This is a genomic window from Pseudomonas sp. SIMBA_041 (genome assembly GCF_046535095.1).
Classification (GTDB): Bacteria; Pseudomonadota; Gammaproteobacteria; order Pseudomonadales; family Pseudomonadaceae; genus Aquipseudomonas; species Aquipseudomonas mucoides.
The window spans coordinates 78123-99241 of the sequence record NZ_JAWRXJ010000003.1 but is presented as its reverse complement, the minus strand read 5'-3'; the positions used below and the strand labels follow the sequence as shown (position 1 = coordinate 99241).

Annotated in this window: 14 protein-coding genes; 12 read left to right on the top strand and 2 right to left on the bottom strand. The window is 62.0% G+C overall.

Annotation, left to right across the window (positions count from 1 at the left end):
• The first annotated feature begins 1 nt into the window (after window position 1).
• The 12 genes from treZ (at window position 2) to SB725_RS07560 (ending at window position 15417) form a co-directional block, all read left to right on the top strand.
• Entirely contained in the window at window positions 2–1798 is a 1797-nt protein-coding gene (gene treZ, locus SB725_RS07615) for a malto-oligosyltrehalose trehalohydrolase (RefSeq protein ID WP_027923474.1), read from the top strand.
• Window positions 1795–3873 carry a 4-alpha-glucanotransferase gene (malQ, locus tag SB725_RS07610; protein ID WP_027923473.1) on the top strand — a complete coding sequence of 693 codons (2079 nt, stop codon included), beginning with the start codon at window positions 1795–1797 and terminating at the stop codon, window positions 3871–3873. The genes treZ and malQ overlap by 4 nt, the downstream gene beginning before the upstream one ends.
• Window positions 3870–6647 carry a malto-oligosyltrehalose synthase gene (locus SB725_RS07605; RefSeq protein WP_410921501.1) on the top strand — a complete coding sequence of 926 codons (2778 nt, stop codon included), beginning with the start codon at window positions 3870–3872 and terminating at the stop codon, window positions 6645–6647. The genes malQ and SB725_RS07605 overlap by 4 nt, the downstream gene beginning before the upstream one ends.
• Window positions 6648–6668: 21 nt before the next feature.
• Window positions 6669–7001: a DUF2934 domain-containing protein gene (locus tag SB725_RS07600; protein WP_059180923.1), complete on the top strand. Its 333-nt coding sequence runs from the start codon at window positions 6669–6671 to the stop codon at window positions 6999–7001.
• 103 nt (window positions 7002–7104) lie between these two features.
• Complete coding sequence (gene glgX, locus SB725_RS07595; RefSeq protein ID WP_410921500.1) at window positions 7105–9264, top strand: glycogen debranching protein GlgX; 2160 nt, start codon at window positions 7105–7107, stop codon at window positions 9262–9264.
• A gap of 1 nt (window position 9265) precedes the next feature.
• A complete protein-coding gene (locus SB725_RS07590; protein ID WP_410921713.1) occupies window positions 9266–10246 on the top strand; it encodes an acyl-CoA dehydrogenase in 981 nt (326 codons plus the stop codon).
• Entirely contained in the window at window positions 10243–11001 is a 759-nt protein-coding gene (locus tag SB725_RS07585) for a PIG-L deacetylase family protein (protein ID WP_059180925.1), read from the top strand. Before SB725_RS07590 ends, SB725_RS07585 begins: the two co-directional genes overlap by 4 nt.
• The gene (locus tag SB725_RS07580) at window positions 10998–11597 is read left to right on the top strand and encodes an SAM-dependent methyltransferase (protein WP_027923467.1); all 600 of its coding nucleotides are present in this window, start codon (window positions 10998–11000) and stop codon (window positions 11595–11597) included. The genes SB725_RS07585 and SB725_RS07580 overlap by 4 nt, the downstream gene beginning before the upstream one ends.
• Window positions 11594–12253: a glycosyltransferase gene (locus tag SB725_RS07575; RefSeq protein WP_027923466.1), complete on the top strand. Its 660-nt coding sequence runs from the start codon at window positions 11594–11596 to the stop codon at window positions 12251–12253. Before SB725_RS07580 ends, SB725_RS07575 begins: the two co-directional genes overlap by 4 nt.
• A gap of 125 nt (window positions 12254–12378) precedes the next feature.
• Window positions 12379–13137, top strand: coding sequence for a PIG-L deacetylase family protein (locus SB725_RS07570; protein ID WP_059180926.1), 759 nt, complete (start codon window positions 12379–12381; stop codon window positions 13135–13137).
• 102 nt (window positions 13138–13239) lie between these two features.
• Window positions 13240–14028 carry an endonuclease/exonuclease/phosphatase family protein gene (locus tag SB725_RS07565; protein WP_027923464.1) on the top strand — a complete coding sequence of 263 codons (789 nt, stop codon included), beginning with the start codon at window positions 13240–13242 and terminating at the stop codon, window positions 14026–14028.
• A gap of 315 nt (window positions 14029–14343) precedes the next feature.
• Window positions 14344–15417, top strand: coding sequence for an autotransporter outer membrane beta-barrel domain-containing protein (locus SB725_RS07560; RefSeq protein WP_027923463.1), 1074 nt, complete (start codon window positions 14344–14346; stop codon window positions 15415–15417).
• 126 nt (window positions 15418–15543) lie between these two features.
• On the opposite strand, the gene glgB is transcribed toward SB725_RS07560, so the two are convergent.
• Together glgB and treS are read right to left on the bottom strand one after the other, a co-directional pair.
• Entirely contained in the window at window positions 15544–17775 is a 2232-nt protein-coding gene (gene glgB, locus SB725_RS07555) for a 1,4-alpha-glucan branching protein GlgB (RefSeq protein WP_027923462.1), read from the bottom strand.
• Window positions 17776–17777: 2 nt separating this feature from the next.
• Window positions 17778–21119, bottom strand: coding sequence for a maltose alpha-D-glucosyltransferase (gene treS / locus SB725_RS07550; RefSeq protein WP_027923461.1), 3342 nt, complete (start codon window positions 21117–21119; stop codon window positions 17778–17780).

Here is a 21119-nt window from a genome sequence, read left to right as displayed (position 1 = left end):
GATGCCGTTACGGACCCTTGAGACCTGGCCCCACGGCGCAATCATGCTGGACGCAGAGCACACGCGTTTTGCCTTGTGGGCGCCGGATGCGTTTTACGTCAGTGTCGAACTGGAAAATGGACAATCCTTGCCGCTGTTGCCTCAGGTTGACGGCTGGTTCGTGATCAAGACCCGCTGCCCCGCGGGCACCCGCTACCGTTACAACATCGATGGCGAGCTGGAGGTGCCGGACCCGGCCTCTCGCGCGCAGGCCGGCGATATTGGCAGCCACAGCGTGGTGGTCGATCCGCTGGCTTATCGCTGGCAACACAATACCTGGCAGGGCCGGCCATGGAACGAGGCGATCATCTACGAGCTGCACGTCGGTGTGCTCGGTGGTTTCAGTGCGGTCGAGCAACACTTGTCGCGCCTCGTCGAACTGGGCATCACCGCCATCGAGCTGATGCCGCTGGCGCAATTCCCCGGTGATCGCAATTGGGGCTACGACGGCGTCTTGCCCTACGCGCCGCAGGCGTCCTATGGCTCGCCGGAACAACTCAAGCACCTGATCGACACCGCCCATGGCCTTGGCCTGGCGGTGATTCTCGACGTGGTCTACAACCACTTCGGCCCGGATGGCAATTACCTGCATCGCTACGCCAAGGCCTTTTTCCGCGAAGACAAACACACGCCGTGGGGTGCGGCCATCGACTTCCGGCAGCGCGAGGTGCGGGATTTCTTCATCGACAATGCGTTGATGTGGTTGCTGGAGTACCGCTTCGACGGCTTGCGCCTGGATGCGGTGCACGCCATTGAAAGCCCGGATTTCCTTGAAGAGTTGGCGCAGCGCGTTCGCCAGCAAACCGAACCCTCGCGCCATGTGTGGCTGATGGTGGAAAACGAGCACAATGAGGCGAGCCTGCTGGAAAAAGGCTTCGACGCGCAGTGGAACGATGACGGCCACAACGCCCTGCATGTGTTGCTGACCGGTGAAACCGACGCCTACTACGCCGATTATGCCGAGCAGCCCACCGAACAACTGGCCCGCTGCCTGAGCCAGGGCTTTGTGTTTCAGGGCCACCTCAATCGCCACGGCACGCCGCGAGGTGAGCCCAGTGGTCACTTGCCGCCGACCGCCTTCGTGCTGTTTCTGCAGAACCATGACCAGATCGGCAACCGTGCGTTAGGTGAACGGTTGCATCAACTGACTCATCCCGATGCGCTCTACGCGGCCACCGTACTGCTGCTGTTGTCGCCGATGATCCCGCTGATGTTCATGGGGGACGAATTCGCCGCGCAGGCGCCGTTTCTGTTTTTCACCAGCCACCACGGTGAACTCGCAGAACTGGTGCGCGAAGGTCGACGCAATGAGTTTGCGGCATTCAGCGCCTTTGCCGATCCGCACAAACGTGAACAGATTCCGGACCCGAATGCGCCCCGGACCTTCGACGTGTCGCGACCGAAGCTGGGGGCCAGCGCACTGCCGTCCATTCACGACCTCTATCGCCGCCTGTTACAGCTGCGCCATCAGCACCTCATCCCTCGCCTGCCCGGTGCCCAGGCATTGGGCGCCGACGTGCTCGGCCACGGGGCGGTGAGCGCTCGCTGGCGACTGGGCGATGGCAGTGAGCTGCGCATTGACCTGAACCTCAGCGACACGCCAGTGGTCCACACCCCACAGGCCGACACGATCTTGCTGTTCGAACACCCGCCCCACTCGGCCGGCCTGTTGCACGAGGGCAAACTTGCCCCGTATTGCGCGCTAGTCAGTCTCACGGCCGCAGCCCCTTTGCTACCCCCGGATGGAGAGCGCCTATGAGCGATGCGCAACTTGAAATACTGGCCAGCCGCGCTGGCCTGGCCGTCGACTGGATCGACGCCAATGGCCGCCCGCAAAAAGTCGGCCCGTCGGTGCTGCGCGCCGTGCTCACCGGCCTCGGCCACCCGGCCGGCAGTGCCCAGGAAATCGACGCGAGCCTGCTGGAACTGCAAGCCGTCCAGCAGACCCACCGCCTGCCGCCGCTGTTGACGGTCGATGTCGGTGCCGGTCTCGATCTGGCGCGTTACTTCGAGCCCGAAACCCCGTGCGACATCCACCTCGAAGACGGTTCGAAGATCTACCTGAAACTCGATGCAAAAGCAGTGCTGCCGGGGCTGATTCCGGTCGGCTACCAACACGTCAGCATCGACGGACAGTCCTTCACCCTGGCGGTGGCGCCAGAGCGCTGCTACAGCGTCGGCGACGCAGTCGACAATCCGATACCGCGCACCTGGGGCCTGAGCGTGCAGCTGTACTCCCTACGACGGGCCGGCGATGGCGGTTTCGGCGACACCCAGGCGCTGGAAGACCTTGCACGGGTGGCCGGTGAACGCGGCGCCGAGGCGTTGGCGATCAGTCCGTTGCACGCCATGTTCGGCAGCGACACCCAGCGGTACAGCCCCTATTCCCCTTCCAGCCGTTTGTTTCTCAACAGCCTGTATGCCGCGCCCGGTGCGATCCTCGGCGAGCGCGCCATGCGCGCGGCGATTGACGCCACGGGGCTTGCCGCCGAACTGCAAGCGCTTGAAGAACGGCCGCTGATTGACTGGCCCGTAGCCGCACGAGCCAAACACCGCATTCTGCAGGCGTTGTACGAAGGCTTCGTCCACGGTGAACATCCCTTGCACGAAGACTTCAGCAGCTTCCGCCATGCCTCGGGCGAAGCACTGGAAAATCATTGCCGCTTCGAAGCCCTGCAAGAGGCCCGCGCCGCCAAAGGCGAGAGCCTCGACTGGCGCGAATGGCCCGAGCAATGGCGCGACCCGCGCAGCGCTGCCTTGGCCGAATTCGCTGAAGAGAACGCCGCACGCATCGGTTTCTTCGCCTTCTGCCAGTGGCTGATCACCCGCTGCCTGGAGCGCGCGCAAACCGCGGCCCGCGGTGCCGGGATGAGCATTGGCCTGATCGCCGACCTCGCGGTGGGCGCTGACGGCGGTGGCAGTCAGGCCTGGAGCCGCCAGGACGAATTGCTCGCCTCGCTGACAGTGGGTGCGCCGCCAGACATCCTCAACCGGACCGGCCAAGGCTGGGGCATCTCTGCGTTTTCGCCAGAAGGTCTGGTGCGCAATGGATTCCGTGCGTTTATCGAAATGCTCCGCGCCAATTTCGCCCACGCCGGCGGTTTGCGGATCGACCACATCATGGGCCTGCAACGCTTGTGGGTGATCCCGAACGGCGCACTGCCCCGCGATGGCGCCTACCTGTACTACCCGGTTGACGACTTGCTGCGTTTGCTCACGCTCGAGTCCCACCGTCATCAAGCGATTGTGCTGGGCGAAGACCTTGGCACCGTGCCGGATGGCCTGCGAGAAAAGCTCATTGCACGCTCGATCCTCGGCATGCGCGTGCTGTTGTTTGAACAGGACAACGCCCACTTCAAACCGATCCTCGACTGGCCGGACAACGCACTGGCGACCACCAGCACTCATGACTTGCCGACGCTCAATGGCTGGTGGCACGGCCGTGACATCGACTGGAACGCCCGGCTCGGCCTGACCGACGCCAGCAGTGAAATCGAGTGGCGCCAACACCGCGAACGCGAACGCGAAGGCCTGCGCCGCGTGTTGAGCCAGGACCCACAGAACTTTCGCGAAGAGTCCCACGAAACCGATCAGGTGCTCGACGCCAGTGTCCGTTTCCTCGGGCATACCCGCGCGCCGTTGGTGTTGCTGCCGCTTGAAGATGCCTTGGGCATTGAACAGCAGGCCAACTTGCCCGGCACCATCGACGCCCATCCCAACTGGTCACGACGCCTGCCCGGCGACAGCGAAGCCCTGCTCGATGACCCGGACGCGGCCCGACGCCTCGAATTGCTCGCCTGCGCGCGGCTTCAGGCGGGCGAGCGTGACCAATGACCGCGTCGAATATCCAACCGCTGCGGGCGACCTTGCGGCTGCAGTTTCATAAAGGCTTCACCCTCGATCAAGCAGTGCCGCTGGTGCCGTACTTCGCCCGACTGGGCATCAGCCACGTCTACGCTTCGCCGCTGCTGGCCGCGCGCGCCGGCTCGATGCATGGCTACGACGTGGTAGACCCGACCACCGTCAACCCCGAACTGGGTGGCGAACCCGCACTGCGACGTCTGGTCAGTGCCCTGCGCGAACAGCGGATGGGGCTGATCCTCGACATCGTCTCCAACCACATGGCCGTCGGTGGCGCGGATAATCCGTGGTGGCTCGACTTGCTGGAATGGGGGCGCCTGAGTCCGTTCGGCGAGTTTTTCGACATCCAATGGCACTCGCCAGACCCCTTGATGGAAGGTCAGCTGTTGCTGCCGTTCCTCGGCAGCGACTACGGCATCGCCTTGCAGGACGGCACCCTACCCTTGCGCTTCGATGCGCAGGACGGCAGCTTTTATGTGCAGCATTACGACCACCGTTTCCCGATCTGCCCGATGAACTACGGCGAGTTGCTGCCCACCGAGGTCGAACCGCTGAAGTCACTGGCGGAACGCTTCACCACCCTGAGTTACCAGACCGACGCACACAGCCTGGCGGTGCCACTGAAAGCCGAATTGCGCGAACTGGCCAGCGCTCCTTCGCTGCTCAAGTCCATCGAACAGCACCTCGGCGCTTACGACTCGCTCACACCCGACGGTTTCCAACGCCTGCACAACGTGCTCGAACGCCAGAGCTATCGTCTGGCCAGTTGGCGCACCGCAGCAGATGACATCAACTGGCGTCGTTTTTTCGATGTCAACGAACTGGGCGGCCTGCGCGTCGAACGCCCCGCCGTGTTCGAAGCCACCCACGCAAAAATCTTCGAACTGGTGGCTGAGGGGCTGGTGGACGGTCTGCGCATCGACCATATCGACGGCCTCGCCGATCCCCGTGGCTACTGCCGCAAATTGCGCCGCCGGGTCGATCGCCTGTCACCGGGGCGGCACTTGCCAATCTACGTCGAGAAGATCCTCGGCGAAGGCGAAACCTTGCACCGCGACTGGTCGGTGGACGGCACCACCGGTTACGAGTTCATGAACCAGTTGTCGCTGCTGCAACACGATCCGCAAGGCGCACACACCCTCGGCGAACTCTGGCAGCGCTACAGCGAACGGCCGGCCGACTTCCAGCAGGAAGCGCAACTGGCGCGGCAGCAGATCCTCAATGGCTCGCTGGCCGGTGATTTCGAAAGTGTCGCCCAGGCCTTGCTGCAGGTGGCCCGGGACGACCTGATGACCCGCGACCTGACCCTCGGTGCGATCCGCCGGGCGGCACAGGAATTGATCGTGCACTTCCCGGTGTACCGCACCTACATCAGCCCCCGTGGCCGCTCCGCTGAAGACGATGTGTTTTTCCAGCAGGCCATGGACGGTGCACGCCACACCCTCAGCGAAGCCGATTGGCCAGTGCTCGATTGCCTGGCCGGTTGGCTCGGCGGCGAACCGTGGCGCAAACGTCCGGTGGGTCGCCAGCGCAAGATGCTCAAGCATGCCTGCGTACGCTTTCAGCAACTGACATCGCCGGCTGCCGCCAAGGCGGTAGAAGACACCGCGTTCTATCGCTCGGCGGTATTGCTGTCACGCAATGACGTGGGGTTCAGCACCGAACAGTTCAGCGCCCCGGTGTCGGACTTTCATGGGGCCTGCGCCAATCGCCTGGCCGAATTCCCGGACAACCTGCTGGCCACCGCCACCCACGACCACAAACGCGGCGAAGACACCCGCGCACGCCTGGCGGTGTTGAGCGAACGCAGCGCCTGGTACGCCGAGCAAGTCCCGCTCTGGCGCACGCTCGCCCGACCGCTGCGCGACGACGACCACATGCCGTCTACGGGCGATGAGTTGATCCTGTATCAGGCGATCCTCGGCAGTTGGCCGTTGACCCTGCACATTGACGATCAACCAGCGCTGGCGGATTACGCCAAACGCCTCTGGCAGTGGCAACAAAAAGCCCTGCGCGAAGCCAAACTGCAAAGCAGCTGGAGCGCGCCGAACGAATCGTATGAACAGTCGATGCAGGGGTTTATCGAGCGACTGTTTCTGGCGCCTGAAGGTGAGCTGTTACGTGCCGCCCTCGGCAAAGCCGTTCAGGCCATTGCGCCTTCCGGCGCCATCAACGGCTTGGCGCAAACCTTGCTGCGCATGACCGTGCCGGGGGTGCCGGACCTCTATCAGGGCAACGACTTCTGGGACTTCAGCCTGGTCGATCCGGACAACCGTCGGCCGGTGGATTACGCCAGTCGTGAACGAGCCCTTCAAGCGACACCGGAGGGGCCCGAACTGTTGTCGAGCTGGCGTGACGGGCGCATCAAGCAGACGCTGATCGCCGAGGTGCTGCACCTGCGCGCCGAGCATGCCGAACTGTTTTCCCGAGGGCGCTATCAGGCCCTTGAAGTGATCGGCAGTCAGGCCCATCGGGTGCTGGCATTTGCCCGCGTGCTGGAGGGAAAACGCGCCATCGTGATCGTCCCGATACGCTGCGCCGAACTGCTGAAAAACAGTGCCCAACCACAGATTGATGCGCCGCTGTGGGGCGATACACGGGTCAAATTGCCGTTCGCCTCCTCCGATGAAAATCTGAAGGGACTTTTTTCCAGCGTCGCAGTCACAAAAAACAGGGAGCTGAACATCAGCGCCGCGCTGGGGGTTGTCCCGGTCAATCTCTTTATCCAACTCTTTACCCAAGCTTGAGTTCAGTTCAGGAGCATTGCGATGAGTACCGACGATAAACGCGTTCGCGAATTTGCCTATCAGATCTGGGAATCGGAAGGAAAACCCGAGGGTCAGGAAGCCCGCCACTGGGAGATGGCGCGCAAACTGGCCGAAGCGGAAGCCCTGGCACCGAAAAAATCACCGAAGGCCAGTGGCAGTAAAACCGCTGCCAAGCCTGCGGCAGCCAAAGGCAATGGCGCACTGGACGGTAAAGCCAGCGTCGCCAAACCGAAGGCCAAGGCCAAACCCGCAGCGGCGTCGAAAGTGATCCCGCCGGGTGAAAAAGCCGTCGAGAAGAAGCCTCGCGTGGCGAAAAAACCACCGATAACCTGACGCGCCAACCGAATTGTCCTGATCGCAAACGTGGCGAGTTCGCTCGCCACTGAGGGCGCGCTCGCCCTCGAAAAACACCCGATTCTTTCTTGCAGGAGCACGTATGACCACGCCAAAAAAATCCGCGCCAGAACCTCACGCCGAGGCTTCGCGAATCCGTGAAGGCTTGCCCTTCCCGCTGGGCGCAACCTGGGATGGTCTGGGGGTCAACTTTGCCTTGTTTTCCGCCAACGCCACCCGCGTCGAATTGTGCATCTTCGACGACGCCGGCGAAGTGGAACTTGAACGGATCGAACTGCCCGAATACACCGACGAGATCTACCACGGCTACTTGCCTGACGCCCATCCGGGGCTGATTTACGGTTATCGAGTCTACGGCCCTTACGACCCGGCCAATGGTCATCGTTTCAACCCCAACAAATTGCTGATCGACCCTTACGCCAAGCAACTGGTCGGTCAGTTGAAATGGTCCGAAGCGCTGTTCGGCTACACCATCGGCCACCCCGACGCCGACCTCAGTTTTGATGAACGCGACAGCGCGCCCTTCGTGCCCAAATGCAAAGTCATCGACCCGGCGCACACCTGGGGCCACGACCATCGCGTCAGCGTGCCGTGGGACAAAACCATCATTTACGAAACCCACGTGCGCGGCATCAGCATGCGTCACCCTTCCGTCCCCGAGAACGTGCGTGGCACCTTTGCCGGGTTGATGGTCGATGACGTGCTGGAACATATCCGCAAACTCGGGGTGTCGTCGGTTGAGTTGCTGCCGATCCATGCGTTCGTCAATGACCAGCACTTGCTGCACAAAGGCATGACCAATTATTGGGGTTACAACAGCATCGCCTTCTTTGCCCCGGACCCGCGCTATCTGGCCAGCGGCAAGATAGCCGAGTTCAAGGAGATGGTTGCGCACCTGCACGAAGCCAACCTGGAAGTGATTCTCGACGTGGTCTACAACCACACCGCCGAGGGCAATGAACAAGGGCCGACCCTGTCCATGCGCGGCATCGACAACGCCTCATACTACCGCTTGATGCCCGACGACAAACGCTTCTACATCAACGATTCCGGGACCGGTAACACCCTGGACCTGAGCCATCCGTGCGTCTTGCAAATGGTCACTGACTCCTTGCGCTACTGGGCGACGGAAATGCACGTCGACGGTTTCCGCTTCGACCTGGCGACCATTCTCGGGCGCTACCACGACGGTTTCGATGAACGTCACAGCTTCCTCGTGGCCTGTCGTCAGGACCCGGTGCTGCGCCAGGTGAAGATGATTGCCGAACCGTGGGATTGCGGCCCCGGCGGCTATCAGGTCGGCAACTTCCCGCCGGGCTGGGTGGAATGGAACGACAAGTTCCGCGACACCGTGCGCGCGTTCTGGAAAGGTGATGACGGCCAACTCGCCGATTTCGCCAGCCGCATGACCGCCTCGGGCGAGATGTTCAACCAGCGCGGCCGCCGGCCTTATGCCTCGTTGAATTTCATCACCGCCCACGACGGCTTCACCCTCAACGACCTGGTGTCGTACAACGACAAGCACAACGAAGCCAACGACGAGAACAATCAGGACGGCAGCAACAACAACCTGTCCTGGAACCATGGTGTCGAAGGCCCGACCGACGATCCCGAGATCAACGAGTTGCGCCAACGGCAAATGCGCAACTTCTTTGCCACGCTGTTGCTGTCCCAGGGTACGCCGATGCTGGTGGCCGGCGACGAATTCGCCCGTACTCAGGAAGGCAACAACAACGCCTACTGCCAAGACAGCGAGATCGGCTGGGTCAACTGGGACTTCAGCGAGGACGGCAAGGCGCTGCTCAAGTTCGTCAAACGTCTGATCAAGTTGCGCCTGGCCTACCCGATCCTGCGTCGCGGGCGCTTCCTGGTGGGCAATTACAACGAGGACATCGGGGTCAAGGACATCACCTGGCTCGCGCCGGACGGCAGTGAAATGTCCCAGGACCAATGGGGCGAGGCCCACGGCCGTTGTCTCGGGATCTTGCTTGATGGCCGCGCTCAGGAAACCGGCATCCGCCGCAAAGGTGCTGACGCGACCCTGTTGCTGGTGGTCAATGCGCACCACGACATCGTCAACTTCACCTTGCCGGAAGTGCCAGACGGCGGGTTCTGGACCTGCATGATCGACACCAATCAACCGTCGATTCGCGGGCAGGAACGCTTTGAAATCGGCCACGAATATTCAGTGACCGGGCGTTCGCTGCTGCTGTTCGAATTGCAGCATGAGGAAGAAGAGTGAAATGGACCTTCAGGCGTTTCTCGCTCGCCAACCCGCGGATTACGCTGACACTCAGGCGTTAGGTCGTTGCCTGCGGGCGCTGGTGGAAGCTGGACTGGATCAGCTTCCGCTGCCGGGCAGTGGTCGGACGCTGCAGCGCTTTCAGCGTTTGGCCGAGGTAGGCGGGCATGATCTGGGGTTGTGCAAACTGTACGAAGGTCACACCGATGCGCTCGCAATCATCGCGCAACGGGGTGGCGAGCCCACACCCGGTAGCACGTGGGGCATGTGGGCCGCTGAACCGCCGAATGCGCGGGTGCGGGTCAGCCCCCAAGGTTTGCTGAACGGGCGCAAAGCCTGGTGCTCGGGCGCGGCGGTGTTGAGCCATGCCTTGCTCACCGCGTGGGATGAAAACGACTGTCAGCAATTGGTCGCGGTGGCACTGGATCAACCCGGCGTCAGCGTGACGGATCAAGGCTGGCAAGCCGTCGGCATGGCCGCCACCGGCAGCGTCGACGTGCTGTTCGACGATGCTGACACGCACCTCATTGGCCAACCCGGTGATTACTTGCAACGGCCCGGTTTCTGGCAGGGCGGGATCGGCATTGCCGCCTGCTGGTACGGCGCCGCACGCAGCCTCGCCGAACGCCTGCGCACGCACTGTGCGCAACGTGAAGAACCCCACGCCCTCGCCCACCTCGGCGCGGTCGACCGTGCTCTTTTCGCCGCCGCGCAGGTGTTGCGCGCCAGCGCCATGAGCATCGACGCTTCGCCGCTGGATAACGCCGAGTTGCTGGCTCGCCGCGCCCGGGCGGTGGTCGAACAGGCCGCCGAACAGGTGATCCTGCACGTCGGCCACGCCCTCGGCGCCGGGCCTTACTGCAAGGACCGGCAATTCGCCCGGCTGATTGCCGACCTGCCGGTGTTCCTGCGACAAAGCCATGCCGAGCGGGACCTTGCCGCACTGGGCAAACACACCATCAACGGAACATGGACGTTATGAAAACCAACCCCATCGTCGGCCAGGGCACGCCCCTGCACTTGTGGCAAACCTCCCTTCATCTGGCGCAATTACCGGTGATTGACATCCTCAGCCTGGTGCCAGAAGGCGCCCGCGCGGTGATCATCGCTCCGCACCCGGACGATGAAGTGCTGGGCTGCGGTGGTTTCCTGCAAGTGCTTGCGGCGGCGGGTCGGGCGTTGCAACTGATTTCGGTCACCGATGGCAGCGCCAGTCATCCCGGTTCGACACGCTGGCCCGTGGAACGTCTGAGCGCCGTGCGTCCGCAAGAATCGGCTGAAGCGCTGCGCCGTCTCGGTTTGCCGCTGCACCAGCTGAAATGGCTGCGCGGCGGTTTTAGCGATAGCCAGGTCGCCGCGCGCGAAATCGAGTTGAGCGCGTTCATCGAACAGCATCTGCGCCCCAACGACGTGGTGTTCACGACCTGGCGCGAAGACGGCCATTGCGATCATGAAGCCGTGGGGCGAGCCAGTGCCACCGCCGCCAGACGCGTCGGTGCAACCCTGCATGAACTGCCGGTGTGGACCTGGCACTGGGCAACGCCGGAAGACGCGTTTGTACCGTGGCACCGCGCACGAAAAATCCTCCTGACACCGCCGCTGATCGCGCGCAAACGCCATGCGATTCACGCCTTCGCCAGCCAATTGGAAGGTGACCCGCACATCGGCCTGCCGCCCGTACTGGCGCCCTACGTGCTGGACCGCCTGTTGCAGCCGTTCGAGGTGGTGTTCCTATGAGTGTCGACGATCGTTATTTCGACGGCTTGTTTGCCGGTAACGATGATCCGTGGGCGTTTCGTCAGCGCTGGTACGAGCAACGCAAACGCGCCATCACCCTCGCCGCCCTGCCCCGTGCGCATTACCGCGCGATCTTTGAACCCGGCTGCGCCAATGGCGAACTGAGTTTTGAACTGGCCAGCCGTTGCGATCGCCTGCTGTGCTGCGACACCGCCGCCGCAGCCGTTGCGTTGGCGCGCACCCGCCTCGGCCCGTTCGATCACGCCGAAGTGCGCCACGCGCGCTTGCCAGTCGATTGGCCGGAGGAAAAATTCGACCTGATCGTGCTCAGTGAAATCGGTTACTACCTCGATGCCGAGGACTTGAAACGCCTGATCCAACAAGCCGAACAGTCACTCACCGCCGACGGCCAACTGCTGGCCTGCCACTGGCGCCCGCCCATCGACGGCTGCCCGTTGAACGCACGACAAGTGCACGACTTGCTCCACGAACACTTGCCGTTGCCGCGTCTGGTCTTGCATCAGGAAGCGGATTTCCTGCTGGAGCTCTGGAGCCGCGAACCGCGCTCCGTGGCGACACTTGAGGGCCTGCGATGATTGGCATTCTGATCCCCGCGCATAACGAAGAAGACTTGCTCGCCGACTGCCTGCAAGCCGCCCTGTGTGCGTCGCAACATGAGTTGCTGCGCGGTGAAAGCGTCGCGGTGCTGGTGGTGCTCGACAGTTGCACCGATCGATCGGGCGAGATTGTCCAGCGCTACCCGGTCCACAGTCTGAGCATCGAGGCCCGCAACGTCGGCCAGGCACGCGCGGTCGGGGCAAGCTTTCTGCTGGCATTGGGGGTGCGCTGGATTTCCTGCTCAGACGCCGACAGTCGAGTCGCGCAGGATTGGCTGGTGGCGCAGTTGTCCCTGGATGCGGACGCGGTGTGCGGCACGGTCACGGTCGATGCGTGGCACGAGTCATTCGACGAATCGGCACAGATTCGCTACCACCAGCATTACCACGCCCGCGACGGCCATCGGCACATTCACGGCGCCAACCTGGGCATCAGTGCCGACGCCTATCGGCGCGCCGGCGGGTTCGAACCGCTGGCCTGCCATGAAGATGTGCAACTGGTGCGACAACTGGAGCGCTGCGGCGCGAAAATTGCCTGGAGTCATCGCCCGCAAGTGCTCACCAGCGCCCGCCTGGACAGTCGCGCTCGGGGTGGTTTCGGCGACTATTTACACGATCTGGCAAAGATCGACTAAAAAAAACCGGCTTAGGTGGAACCGTTACGCGACGAATAGGATTACTTGAGCAATACTCAGCACGCGACGATCCAGGGTACGGAGAAGTCGCACATTGCTATCAAACAGAACAAGGACGTAGCCCGATGAAATCCGTCTCCATCATCGACAGCAGCCAGCCAGCACAAATCTGGAACAGCGCGCTGCAACTGGACAACATCCCCGTCATCAACACCCAGACCCTGGTCCCCGCCGGCGCTCGCGCCGTGGTGATCGCGCCGCATCCCGGCGATGAAGTGGTCACCTGCGGCGGCCTGTTGCAGTTGCTCTCGACCCTCGGTCATCCCCTTCAATTGATCTCGGTCACCGATGGCAGTGCCACTCAACCGGGCTCACAACAATGGTCGGAAAAGCGCCTAAGCGTGTTTCGCGGTCAGGAAAGCGTCGAGGCCTTGCGCCGGCTCGGCTTGCCGATGCACAGCCTGAAATGGATTCGGGGGGGCTTCACTGATTTCGTCCTGGCGGAATACGAGACGCAACTGACCCGTTTCATCGCCCGCTACCTGCGTCCCGGCGACGTGGTGTTCAGCACCTGGCGCGAAGACGGCACGCCCGACCACGACGCCGTCGGCCGTGCCAGCGCCGCTGCGGCGAGCATGGTCGGTGCGACATTCCATGAAATACCGGTGTGGGCCTGGCACTGGCCGGCTCGTGACCAGGGGCTGATGCCCTGGCATCGGGCCCGCAAAGTCCGCCTCGACACCTGGACGGTCGCGCGCAAAAGCCACGCCACCCATGCCTACGCCAGCCAGCTCGACGGCGAACCGGCCTTGGGCATCGCACCGCTGCTGCCCCGGGTGATCCTGGACCGCATGCGCTTGCCCTATGAAATCGTCTTCGTCTGACACACCGCAAAACCCAAAATCGCGGTAATGCGAGGATCCCGCTGAACTGCACGGCACTGCATCAGTCGCATGCATAAGCAGCCAAATTTCAGAGGAGCCATCGTGACCAGCGATTCCGAGCAGCGGGCCACCCTCAAGCCGTCCCCGGCGATTCATCGCCTGAGGGTGCTGACGGTCAATACGCACAAGGGCTTCACCGCCTTCAACCGGCGTTTCATCCTCCCGGAGCTGCGCGAGGCGGTGCGCAGTACGTCGGCAGATCTTGTGTTCCTGCAAGAAGTGGTCGGCGAACACGATCGGCACTCTTCGCGTTATTACAACTGGCCGCAGACCTCGCAATACGAATTCCTCGCCGACAGCATGTGGAGCGATTTCGCCTATGGGCGCAATGCCGTCTACCCGGATGGCCACCACGGCAATGCCTTGCTGTCGAAATACCCGATCCGCGAGTTCCGTAACCTTGACGTGTCAATCACCGGTCCCGAACGACGCGGGTTGTTACATTGCGTGCTGGAGGTGCCTGGGCACGCTGAAGTGCATGCGATTTGCGTACACCTGAGCCTGCTCGAAAGTCATCGTCAGTTGCAGTTGCAGCTCCTCTGCCAACTGCTGGACTCCCTGCCCGACGATGCCCCGGTGATTATTGCCGGCGATTTCAACGACTGGCAGTTGCACGGCAATGCCGCCCTCGCCCGTCGCGACTACCTGCACGAAGCGTTCGAACGCCATAACGGGCGACCGGCCAAAACCTACCCCGCGCGTTTTCCGTTGCTGCGCCTGGACCGGATTTACCTGCGCAATGCCAGTAGCCATGAACCACGAATCCTCGGCAATAAACCCTGGACGCACCTGTCGGATCACCTGCCGCTGGCGGTGGAGGTACACCTCTAGCAATTGAGTAAAAGCTCTGATTAGCGGCTTTCTTGACGTTTTGTCGAACAAACAAGCGCTTAGATCTGCGTCGAAAATCAGTCACTTGCAGCGCCTAAAATACCCATACCATTTATCGGGCATTTTCTTGACGCACCGTCAACGGTCTTCTTAGCTACACCTTACTACCCCCGAAGTACCATCAGGGGGCATCCCCCCAGACACCCGCCAATCCGGGCGCCCAGCGGCTTGCCCTCACTCCATTCGGCCGCCCCTCATTCGGGGTAGGAGAGACGCCACAGCGAGATACCGCATGCGATTGCAAGGTAGACCCCCATGAAGACTTCATTCACCCAACAAGAGATAAAAGTCACTTTTTGCACTGTCTCGAGCTCTATCCTGCTGTGCTCGACCCTCGAGGCCCAGGCGGCACCCGCGGAGGAAGAAACCCTTCCATGGTATCGCCAGGATGTTCCCGTCCTCACCTTGCCAACCACGCATTTCACCTCGCTGTACCCCGGTCACTTCGGCGCCGCGTCCGATAGTCGAAGTTCACACCTGACCATCGAAGACGAAGCGCCTTCGACCTGGGACCAGGTCTACGGCAAGCCGTCGCGGCAGGCGCAAACCGATTTTCTGTCACAGGGCTCTTCGATCACGGGCAGCACTGAATTCAAAGGGCCGGCGATCCTCACCTTACAGAGTGGTAGCGGTCATACCCAGCAGGTCGGACTGGTCGGCGGCACCACCCGATTACAAGGCAACAGCAACGGCTTGCTGACCAGTCCAGCCCTGGCCGACCCCAACAACGATACCCTCAACCTTCAAGGCCAGAGTCTCGGTGCTTACTGGAGCCTGACCGGCCCTCAAGGCTGGCACGTGGATTTGACCGCCAGCGGTGGCCGGGTCAACGGCTTCAGCCGAAATGACCAGGGCGCGCGGCAAGCCACCGAAGGCAGTGCGATGACGTTGTCGGTGGAAGGCGGTTTCCCGATTGGCCTGAGTGAGAACTGGGTCGTCGAACCCCAGGCTCAGTTGATCAATCAACGCATCACACTGGATACGCCGTATGCCGGCTCAGGGAACGCGTCATCCAGCGACCTGACGTCCTGGAGCGGCCGGGTCGGTGCGCGATTGAAAGGGAGTTACGACATCAATGGCCTGGGCGTCGAACCCTACGTGCGGACCAACTTGTGGCACACCGTGTACACCGGCAATACCGTGACCCTCGATCAGGTCGACAAGATCAGCAGCAGCCGCAATTCATCCACGGTTGAGGTGGGGCTGGGATTGGTGGCCAAGGTCACGCCAGCGGTGAGTTTCTACGTCAGTGCGGATTACAGCAGTGATGTGGATGACAATGATTTGAATGGGTTGATCGGGAGTCTGGGGGTGCGGATGCGGTGGTGAGCGCCAGACATCAAAAGAGGCTTTGTCAGGGCTGACGCCTTCGCGAGCAAGCCTCGCCCCCACAGTTGGAATGCGTACCCCTGTGGGAGCGTGGCTTGCCCGCGATGGGAGCGACTCGGTCTCAGATCAGCCCTCAGGCCGCAAGATCAATACCGCCAGCGGCGGCAGATTCAATACCAGCGACAGTGCCTGCCCATGGCTCGGTTCCTCCTCCGTAAACGCCCCGCCACTGTTGCCATAATTGGAACCGGCATACATCGCCGCATCGCTGTTGATCAATTCGGTCCAGCGCCCGGCAAACGGTACGCCGACGCGATAGCCCTCACGCGGCACCGGCGTAAAGTTGGCCACGACCAGCACCGGCCGCCCCTCCTTGCTCCAGCGCAACCACGCGTAGACGCTGTTGATCGCATCGTCTCCGATCAGCCACTGGAAGCCTTGCGGGGCATCGTCCTGCTCATGCAGCGCCGGCTCTTCGCGGTACAGCCGATTGAGGTCGCCGACCAGCTTCTGCACCCCTTTGTGCTCGGGGTATTGCAGCAGGTACCAGTCGAGTTGCTGATCGTGGTTCCACTCGCGCCATTGGCCAAATTCGCAGCCCATGAACAACAGCTTCTTGCCCGGGTGCGTCCACATGAAGCTCAAGTAGGCGCGCAAATTGGCAAACTTCTGCCAGCGGTCGCCGGGCATCTTGTCGATCAGCGAGTGCTTGCCGTGGACCACTTCATCGTGGGAAATCGGCAGGATGAAACGCTCGGACCAGGCGTACACCAGGCCAAAACTCAATTCGTTGTGATGATGGGCGCGGTACACCGGGTCCTGCTGGATGTAATGCAGCGAATCGTGCATCCAGCCCATGTTCCATTTGTAGGCAAAGCCCAGACCGCCCTGTTGCGTGCTTTGGCTGACACCCGGCCATGCGGTGGACTCTTCGGCGATGACCAGCGCACCCGGCGCCTCGAGCGCCACCACGTCGTTGAGGTGACGCAAGAAGTCGATGGCTTCGAGGTTTTCACGACCGCCGTGGCGGTTCGGCACCCATTCTCCAGCCTTGCGCGAGTAATCGCGATAGAGCATCGACGCCACCGCATCGACACGCAGCCCATCGACGTGGAAATGCTTGAGCCAGTGCAACCCTGAAGCCAGCATGTAACCGTGCACTTCGGTGCGGCCGAGGTTGTAGATCAGCGTGTCCCAGTCCTGATGAAAACCTTCCTGCGGGTTGCCGTATTCATACAACGCCGTGCCGTCGAATTGCGCCAGGCCGTGGGTGTCGGTCGGAAAATGCGCCGGCACCCAATCGAGAATCACGCCGATTTCCGCCTGGTGGCAGGCGTTGACGAACGCGGCAAAGTCATCCGGCGAACCGTAACGGGCGCTGGGGGCGAATTGCGACAGCAGTTGATAACCCCACGAGCCGCCAAACGGGTGCTCCATGATCGGCATCAGTTCGATGTGAGTGAAGCCCAAGTCCTTCACATACGGAATCAGCCGCTCACCCAACTCGTGCCAGGTGTACTGGCGGGCGACCTCGCCCAGATCGTCCAGCTCACATTGCCAGGAACCGGCATGCAGTTCGTAGATCGACAGCGGCGCCGTAGGTCGCTGACGTTCGCCACGCGACGCCATCCACGCCTGATCCTGCCAGTCGATGTTCAGCGGCGAAGCGACTTTCGAGGCCGTGTCTGGCGGCAAGGTAGTGGCCAACGCCATCGGGTCAGCCTTGAGCGGCAATATGCCGTGGCTGCCGAGGATTTCGTATTTGTACGCCTCACCGGCTCGCAGACGCGGGATGAACAGCTCCCAGACCCCGGTCGGATGGCGCAGACGCATGGGATGGCGACGACCGTCCCAGTTGTTGAAATCACCGACCACCGACACGCGCTTGGCGTTGGGCGCCCACACGGCGAAACGCACGCCGTCGACGCCGTCGACCGTCTTCAACTGCGCGCCGAGGCAACTGCTCAGGTCGCGGTGATTGCCTTCGGCAAACAGGTACAAATCCATCTCGCCGAGCAGCGGGCCAAAGCTGTAAGGGTCTTCGCTGACTTGTTCGCCACCGGCCCAACGGGTGCGCAACAGGTACGCCTGGGCGCGGTCGAAATGCCCGACAAACAGCCCCGGTGTCTGGGTGGCTTCAAGGTGGCCGAGCTCTTCCCCGGAGTCCCTGGCCAACACTTGCACGCTCAAGGCGTCCGGCAGATAGGCACGAATGAATTGCCCACCGGCGCCATCGCCATGGGGGCCGAGAATTGCAAAGGGGTCGTGATGCTCGGCGCGCACCAGCGCGTCGATGTCCCGCGATCTGGGCAGTAACGCCTCTTTAGCGTGACCCTGTTCCTTGTTCGAGAAACTCATGACTACTCTCCACCAAGATCGGAAAAGGGTTTAAGCCCACTTAATAATCCATACAAACCGTGCAACGGCACCGGCAGCCAAGTGGGTCGATTTTCGGCCTCATACGCCACTTCATAGGCCGCCTTCTCCAGACCGAACAACGCCAGCGCGGCGTCCTCGCCTTCCGGATCTTGCCACGCATGAGCAAGACTAGCTGCCGCCAGCCGATAAGCGTCGACAAATGCCTGTTTTGCTTCAATCAGGTAACGCTCGGCGACCCGATGGCGCGCCCCCTGAGCCTCAGCCGTGTTGTCGACGTTGTGCACATTGATCGTCATCGCGGCGGCGTAATCGAATGAACGCAACACGCCGCTGACGTCTTTGTACGGGCTGTGCTTGCCCCGTCGTTCACGCAGCGGCCGCGCCGGCTCACCCTCGAAATCGATCAGGTAGGCATCGCCCTTGATCACCAACACCTGGCCCAGGTGCAAGTCGCCGTGGACGCGGATGCGCAAGCCACCGACGGCTTTCCTGCCCAGTTCCTGAACGTGGCTGAGGATGGCTTTTTTCTCGTCCAGTAAACGACTGACCAAGGCTTGGTCCGCCGGGTTCAGTTGATTTTGATGCTGCTTGAGCAACTTGAGCGCGTGCTCCAGCTGCGCCGCCACGTCCTTGGCCGAGGCCAGTGCCTCTTTCGCCGTCGTCACCTGCGGCGCGAAGTCCTTGTCTTGGGTCGGCGCTGCCAGCACCTGGTGCATTTCCCCCAGGCGCTGGCCGAGCATGCCGGCAAAATCCCTCAGCTCACCGAGGGCGTTGTAGTGCTGTTCCTGCTCGGAGATCGCATCAGCCAACTCGTCACGCAGCGCGCGTTCAAGGTTGTTCTGGGTCCATTCCCAGGCATCACCCTGATTGCTCAAATAACCCTGGGCGATCATCAACAAGGTGTCTTCGCCGTGTTCGTCACGGCGCACCACCGAGCCCAGCAGTGGCGAGATGTTCTGGAACCCGGCGTTGGTCAGGTAGGCGCTCATTTCCAGTTCCGGGTGCACGCCCGAGGCGAGTTTGCGGATCAGTTTGAGCACCAGGCTGTTGCCGATCACCACCGAACTGTTGGATTGCTCGGCCGACAGATAGCGAACAGGCGACTCTTGCGTCAGTCCGAGTTTCGCCAGCTCCACGGTCGGCTCGAAGCGGATGTCACCCGCGCTCGACGGCAACACCGTCTCGTTCTGCATACCAGCCAGCACGGCATGGATAAAGGGTTCGAGGCTGAAGGCATCAGTAATCAAACCCACCTGACGGCCCCGACGCACCCGCGACAACGCCAGCTGCTGAGGCAGTGCGGCGCCGACCTGATCTTCGGGAATAAAGCCGAATGGCAACTGGTAGCGGTGGGTCTGGCCGGCGCTGGTGACTTCGATTTCGCTCAACAGCACCGGGTGCAGCGGATCGCCGAAGCGTACGCCATAGGCCAGGTTGACCTGTTCGATGGCCGCGTCCTTGCCGGCAAACCAGCGGCGGTTCTGTAGCCAATTCGGCAGAATGCCTTGTTCCAGCGTGCCGCGAGACGGCGTTTCGAGCAGTTCTTCCATGCGTTTCTTCAACACCAGCGTGGTGAAGTCCGGCAGGCTTTGTGCCGGTTCCACGTGCCAGCTCGGCATCTGGTTTTCCGCCGCGAGCCCGAACCAATAGAAGCCGTATGGCGCCAGGGTCAGGAGGAAATTCAACTGTCCAATCGGAGGGAACGCATTACCACCGAGCATCTCCACCGGCACCATGCCGACGTACGCCGACAGGTCGAGTTCCGCCGCCTGGGCACTGCGCGAGACGTTGGCTACACAGAGGATGATTTCGTGCTTGCCATCCTCGCCAGTGAATTCACGGGTGTAGGCCAGAATCCGGCGGTTGCTCGGCGAAAGCATTTTCAACGTACCGCGCCCGAACGCCTTGGACTGTTTGCGCACCGCGAGCATGCGTCGGGTCCAGTTGAGCAGCGAATGCGGATCGCCAGCCTGGGTTTCGACGTTGACCGACAGGTAGCCGTATTGCGGGTCCATGATCGGTGGCAACACCAGGCTCGCCGGGTCGGCGCGGGAGAACCCGCCGTTGCGGTCAATCGACCACTGCATCGGCGTGCGCACGCCATCGCGGTCGCCGAGGTAGATGTTGTCGCCCATGCCGATTTCATCGCCGTAATACAGGGTTGGCGTGCCGGGCATCGACAGTAGCAGGCTATTGAGCAGCTCAACGCGACGGCGATCTCGCTCCACCAGCGGCGCCAGTCGACGGCGAATCCCCAGGTTGATTCGCGCCCGACGGTCGGCCGCGTAGTAATTCCACAGGTAATCGCGCTCCTTGTCGGTGACCATTTCCAGGGTCAGCTCATCGTGGTTGCGCAGGAAAATCGCCCACTGACAATTGGCCGGGATCTCCGGGGTCTGGCGCAGGATGTCGGTGATCGGGAAGCGATCTTCCTGGGCCAGCGCCATGTACATGCGCGGCATCAACGGGAAGTGAAAGGCCATGTGGCATTCGTCGCCATTCAAGCCCTGGGCGTCGGTTTCACCGAAATACAGTTGCGTGTCTTCCGGCCATTGATTGGCTTCGGCCAGCAGCATGCGGTCCGGGTAATTGGCGTCGATCTCGGCGCGGATCTGCTTCAGGACGTCGTGGGTCTCGGGGAGGTTTTCGTTGTTAGTGCCGTCCCGTTCGATCAGGTATGGAATGGCGTCCAGCCGCAGGCCGTCGATGCCCATGTCGAGCCAGTAGCGCATCACCGAGAGCACGGCTTTCATGACCTGCGGGTTATCGAAATTCAGGTCCGGCTGGTGGGAGTAGAAACGGTGCCAGAAGTATTGGCCGGCCACCGGGTCCCAGGTCCAGTTGGATTTCTCGGTGTCGAGAAAGATGATCCGGGTGCCGTCGTACTTGTGGTCGTCATCGGACCAGACGTAAAAGTCCCGCGCCGCCGAGCCGGGTTTGGCCTTGCGCGCACGCTGGAACCAGGCGTGCTGGTCCGAGGTGTGGTTGATGACCAGTTCGGTAATCACACGCAGGCCGCGTTCATGGGCTTCAGAGATGAAGCGCTTGGCATCGGCCATCGTGCCGTAGTCGGCGTGGACACCTCGGTACTCGGCGATGTCGTAGCCATCATCGCGGCGTGGCGAGGGGTAGAACGGCAATAGCCAGATGGTGTTGACGCCGAGGTCGGCAATGTAGTCGAGTTTGGCGATCAGGCCGGGAAAGTCGCCGATCCCGTCATTGTTGGAGTCGAAAAATGATTTGACGTGAACCTGGTAGATCACCGCGTCCTTGTACCAGAGCGGGTCCTTGATGAAGGTGGCTGCCTTGGGTTTCTTCGCCAT

What these genes read in the sequence shown, in the direction of transcription:
- SB725_RS07575 (WP_027923466.1), top strand. Translation starts at nt 11,594, where the DNA reads ATGATTGGCATTCTGATCCCCGCGCATAACGAAGAAGACTTGCTCGCC.
- SB725_RS07600 (WP_059180923.1), top strand. Translation starts at nt 6,669, where the DNA reads ATGAGTACCGACGATAAACGCGTTCGCGAATTTGCCTATCAGATCTGG.
- SB725_RS07590 (WP_410921713.1), top strand. Translation starts at nt 9,266, where the DNA reads ATGGACCTTCAGGCGTTTCTCGCTCGCCAACCCGCGGATTACGCTGAC.
- SB725_RS07570 (WP_059180926.1), top strand. Translation starts at nt 12,379, where the DNA reads ATGAAATCCGTCTCCATCATCGACAGCAGCCAGCCAGCACAAATCTGG.
- glgB (WP_027923462.1), bottom strand. Translation starts at nt 17,775, where the DNA reads ATGAGTTTCTCGAACAAGGAACAGGGTCACGCTAAAGAGGCGTTACTG.
- glgX (WP_410921500.1), top strand. Translation starts at nt 7,105, where the DNA reads ATGACCACGCCAAAAAAATCCGCGCCAGAACCTCACGCCGAGGCTTCG.
- SB725_RS07605 (WP_410921501.1), top strand. Translation starts at nt 3,870, where the DNA reads ATGACCGCGTCGAATATCCAACCGCTGCGGGCGACCTTGCGGCTGCAG.
- SB725_RS07585 (WP_059180925.1), top strand. Translation starts at nt 10,243, where the DNA reads ATGAAAACCAACCCCATCGTCGGCCAGGGCACGCCCCTGCACTTGTGG.
- SB725_RS07560 (WP_027923463.1), top strand. Translation starts at nt 14,344, where the DNA reads ATGAAGACTTCATTCACCCAACAAGAGATAAAAGTCACTTTTTGCACT.
- malQ (WP_027923473.1), top strand. Translation starts at nt 1,795, where the DNA reads ATGAGCGATGCGCAACTTGAAATACTGGCCAGCCGCGCTGGCCTGGCC.
- SB725_RS07580 (WP_027923467.1), top strand. Translation starts at nt 10,998, where the DNA reads ATGAGTGTCGACGATCGTTATTTCGACGGCTTGTTTGCCGGTAACGAT.
- treZ (WP_027923474.1), top strand. Translation starts at nt 2, where the DNA reads ATGCCGTTACGGACCCTTGAGACCTGGCCCCACGGCGCAATCATGCTG.
- treS (WP_027923461.1), bottom strand. Translation starts at nt 21,119, where the DNA reads ATGGCGAAGAAACCCAAGGCAGCCACCTTCATCAAGGACCCGCTCTGG.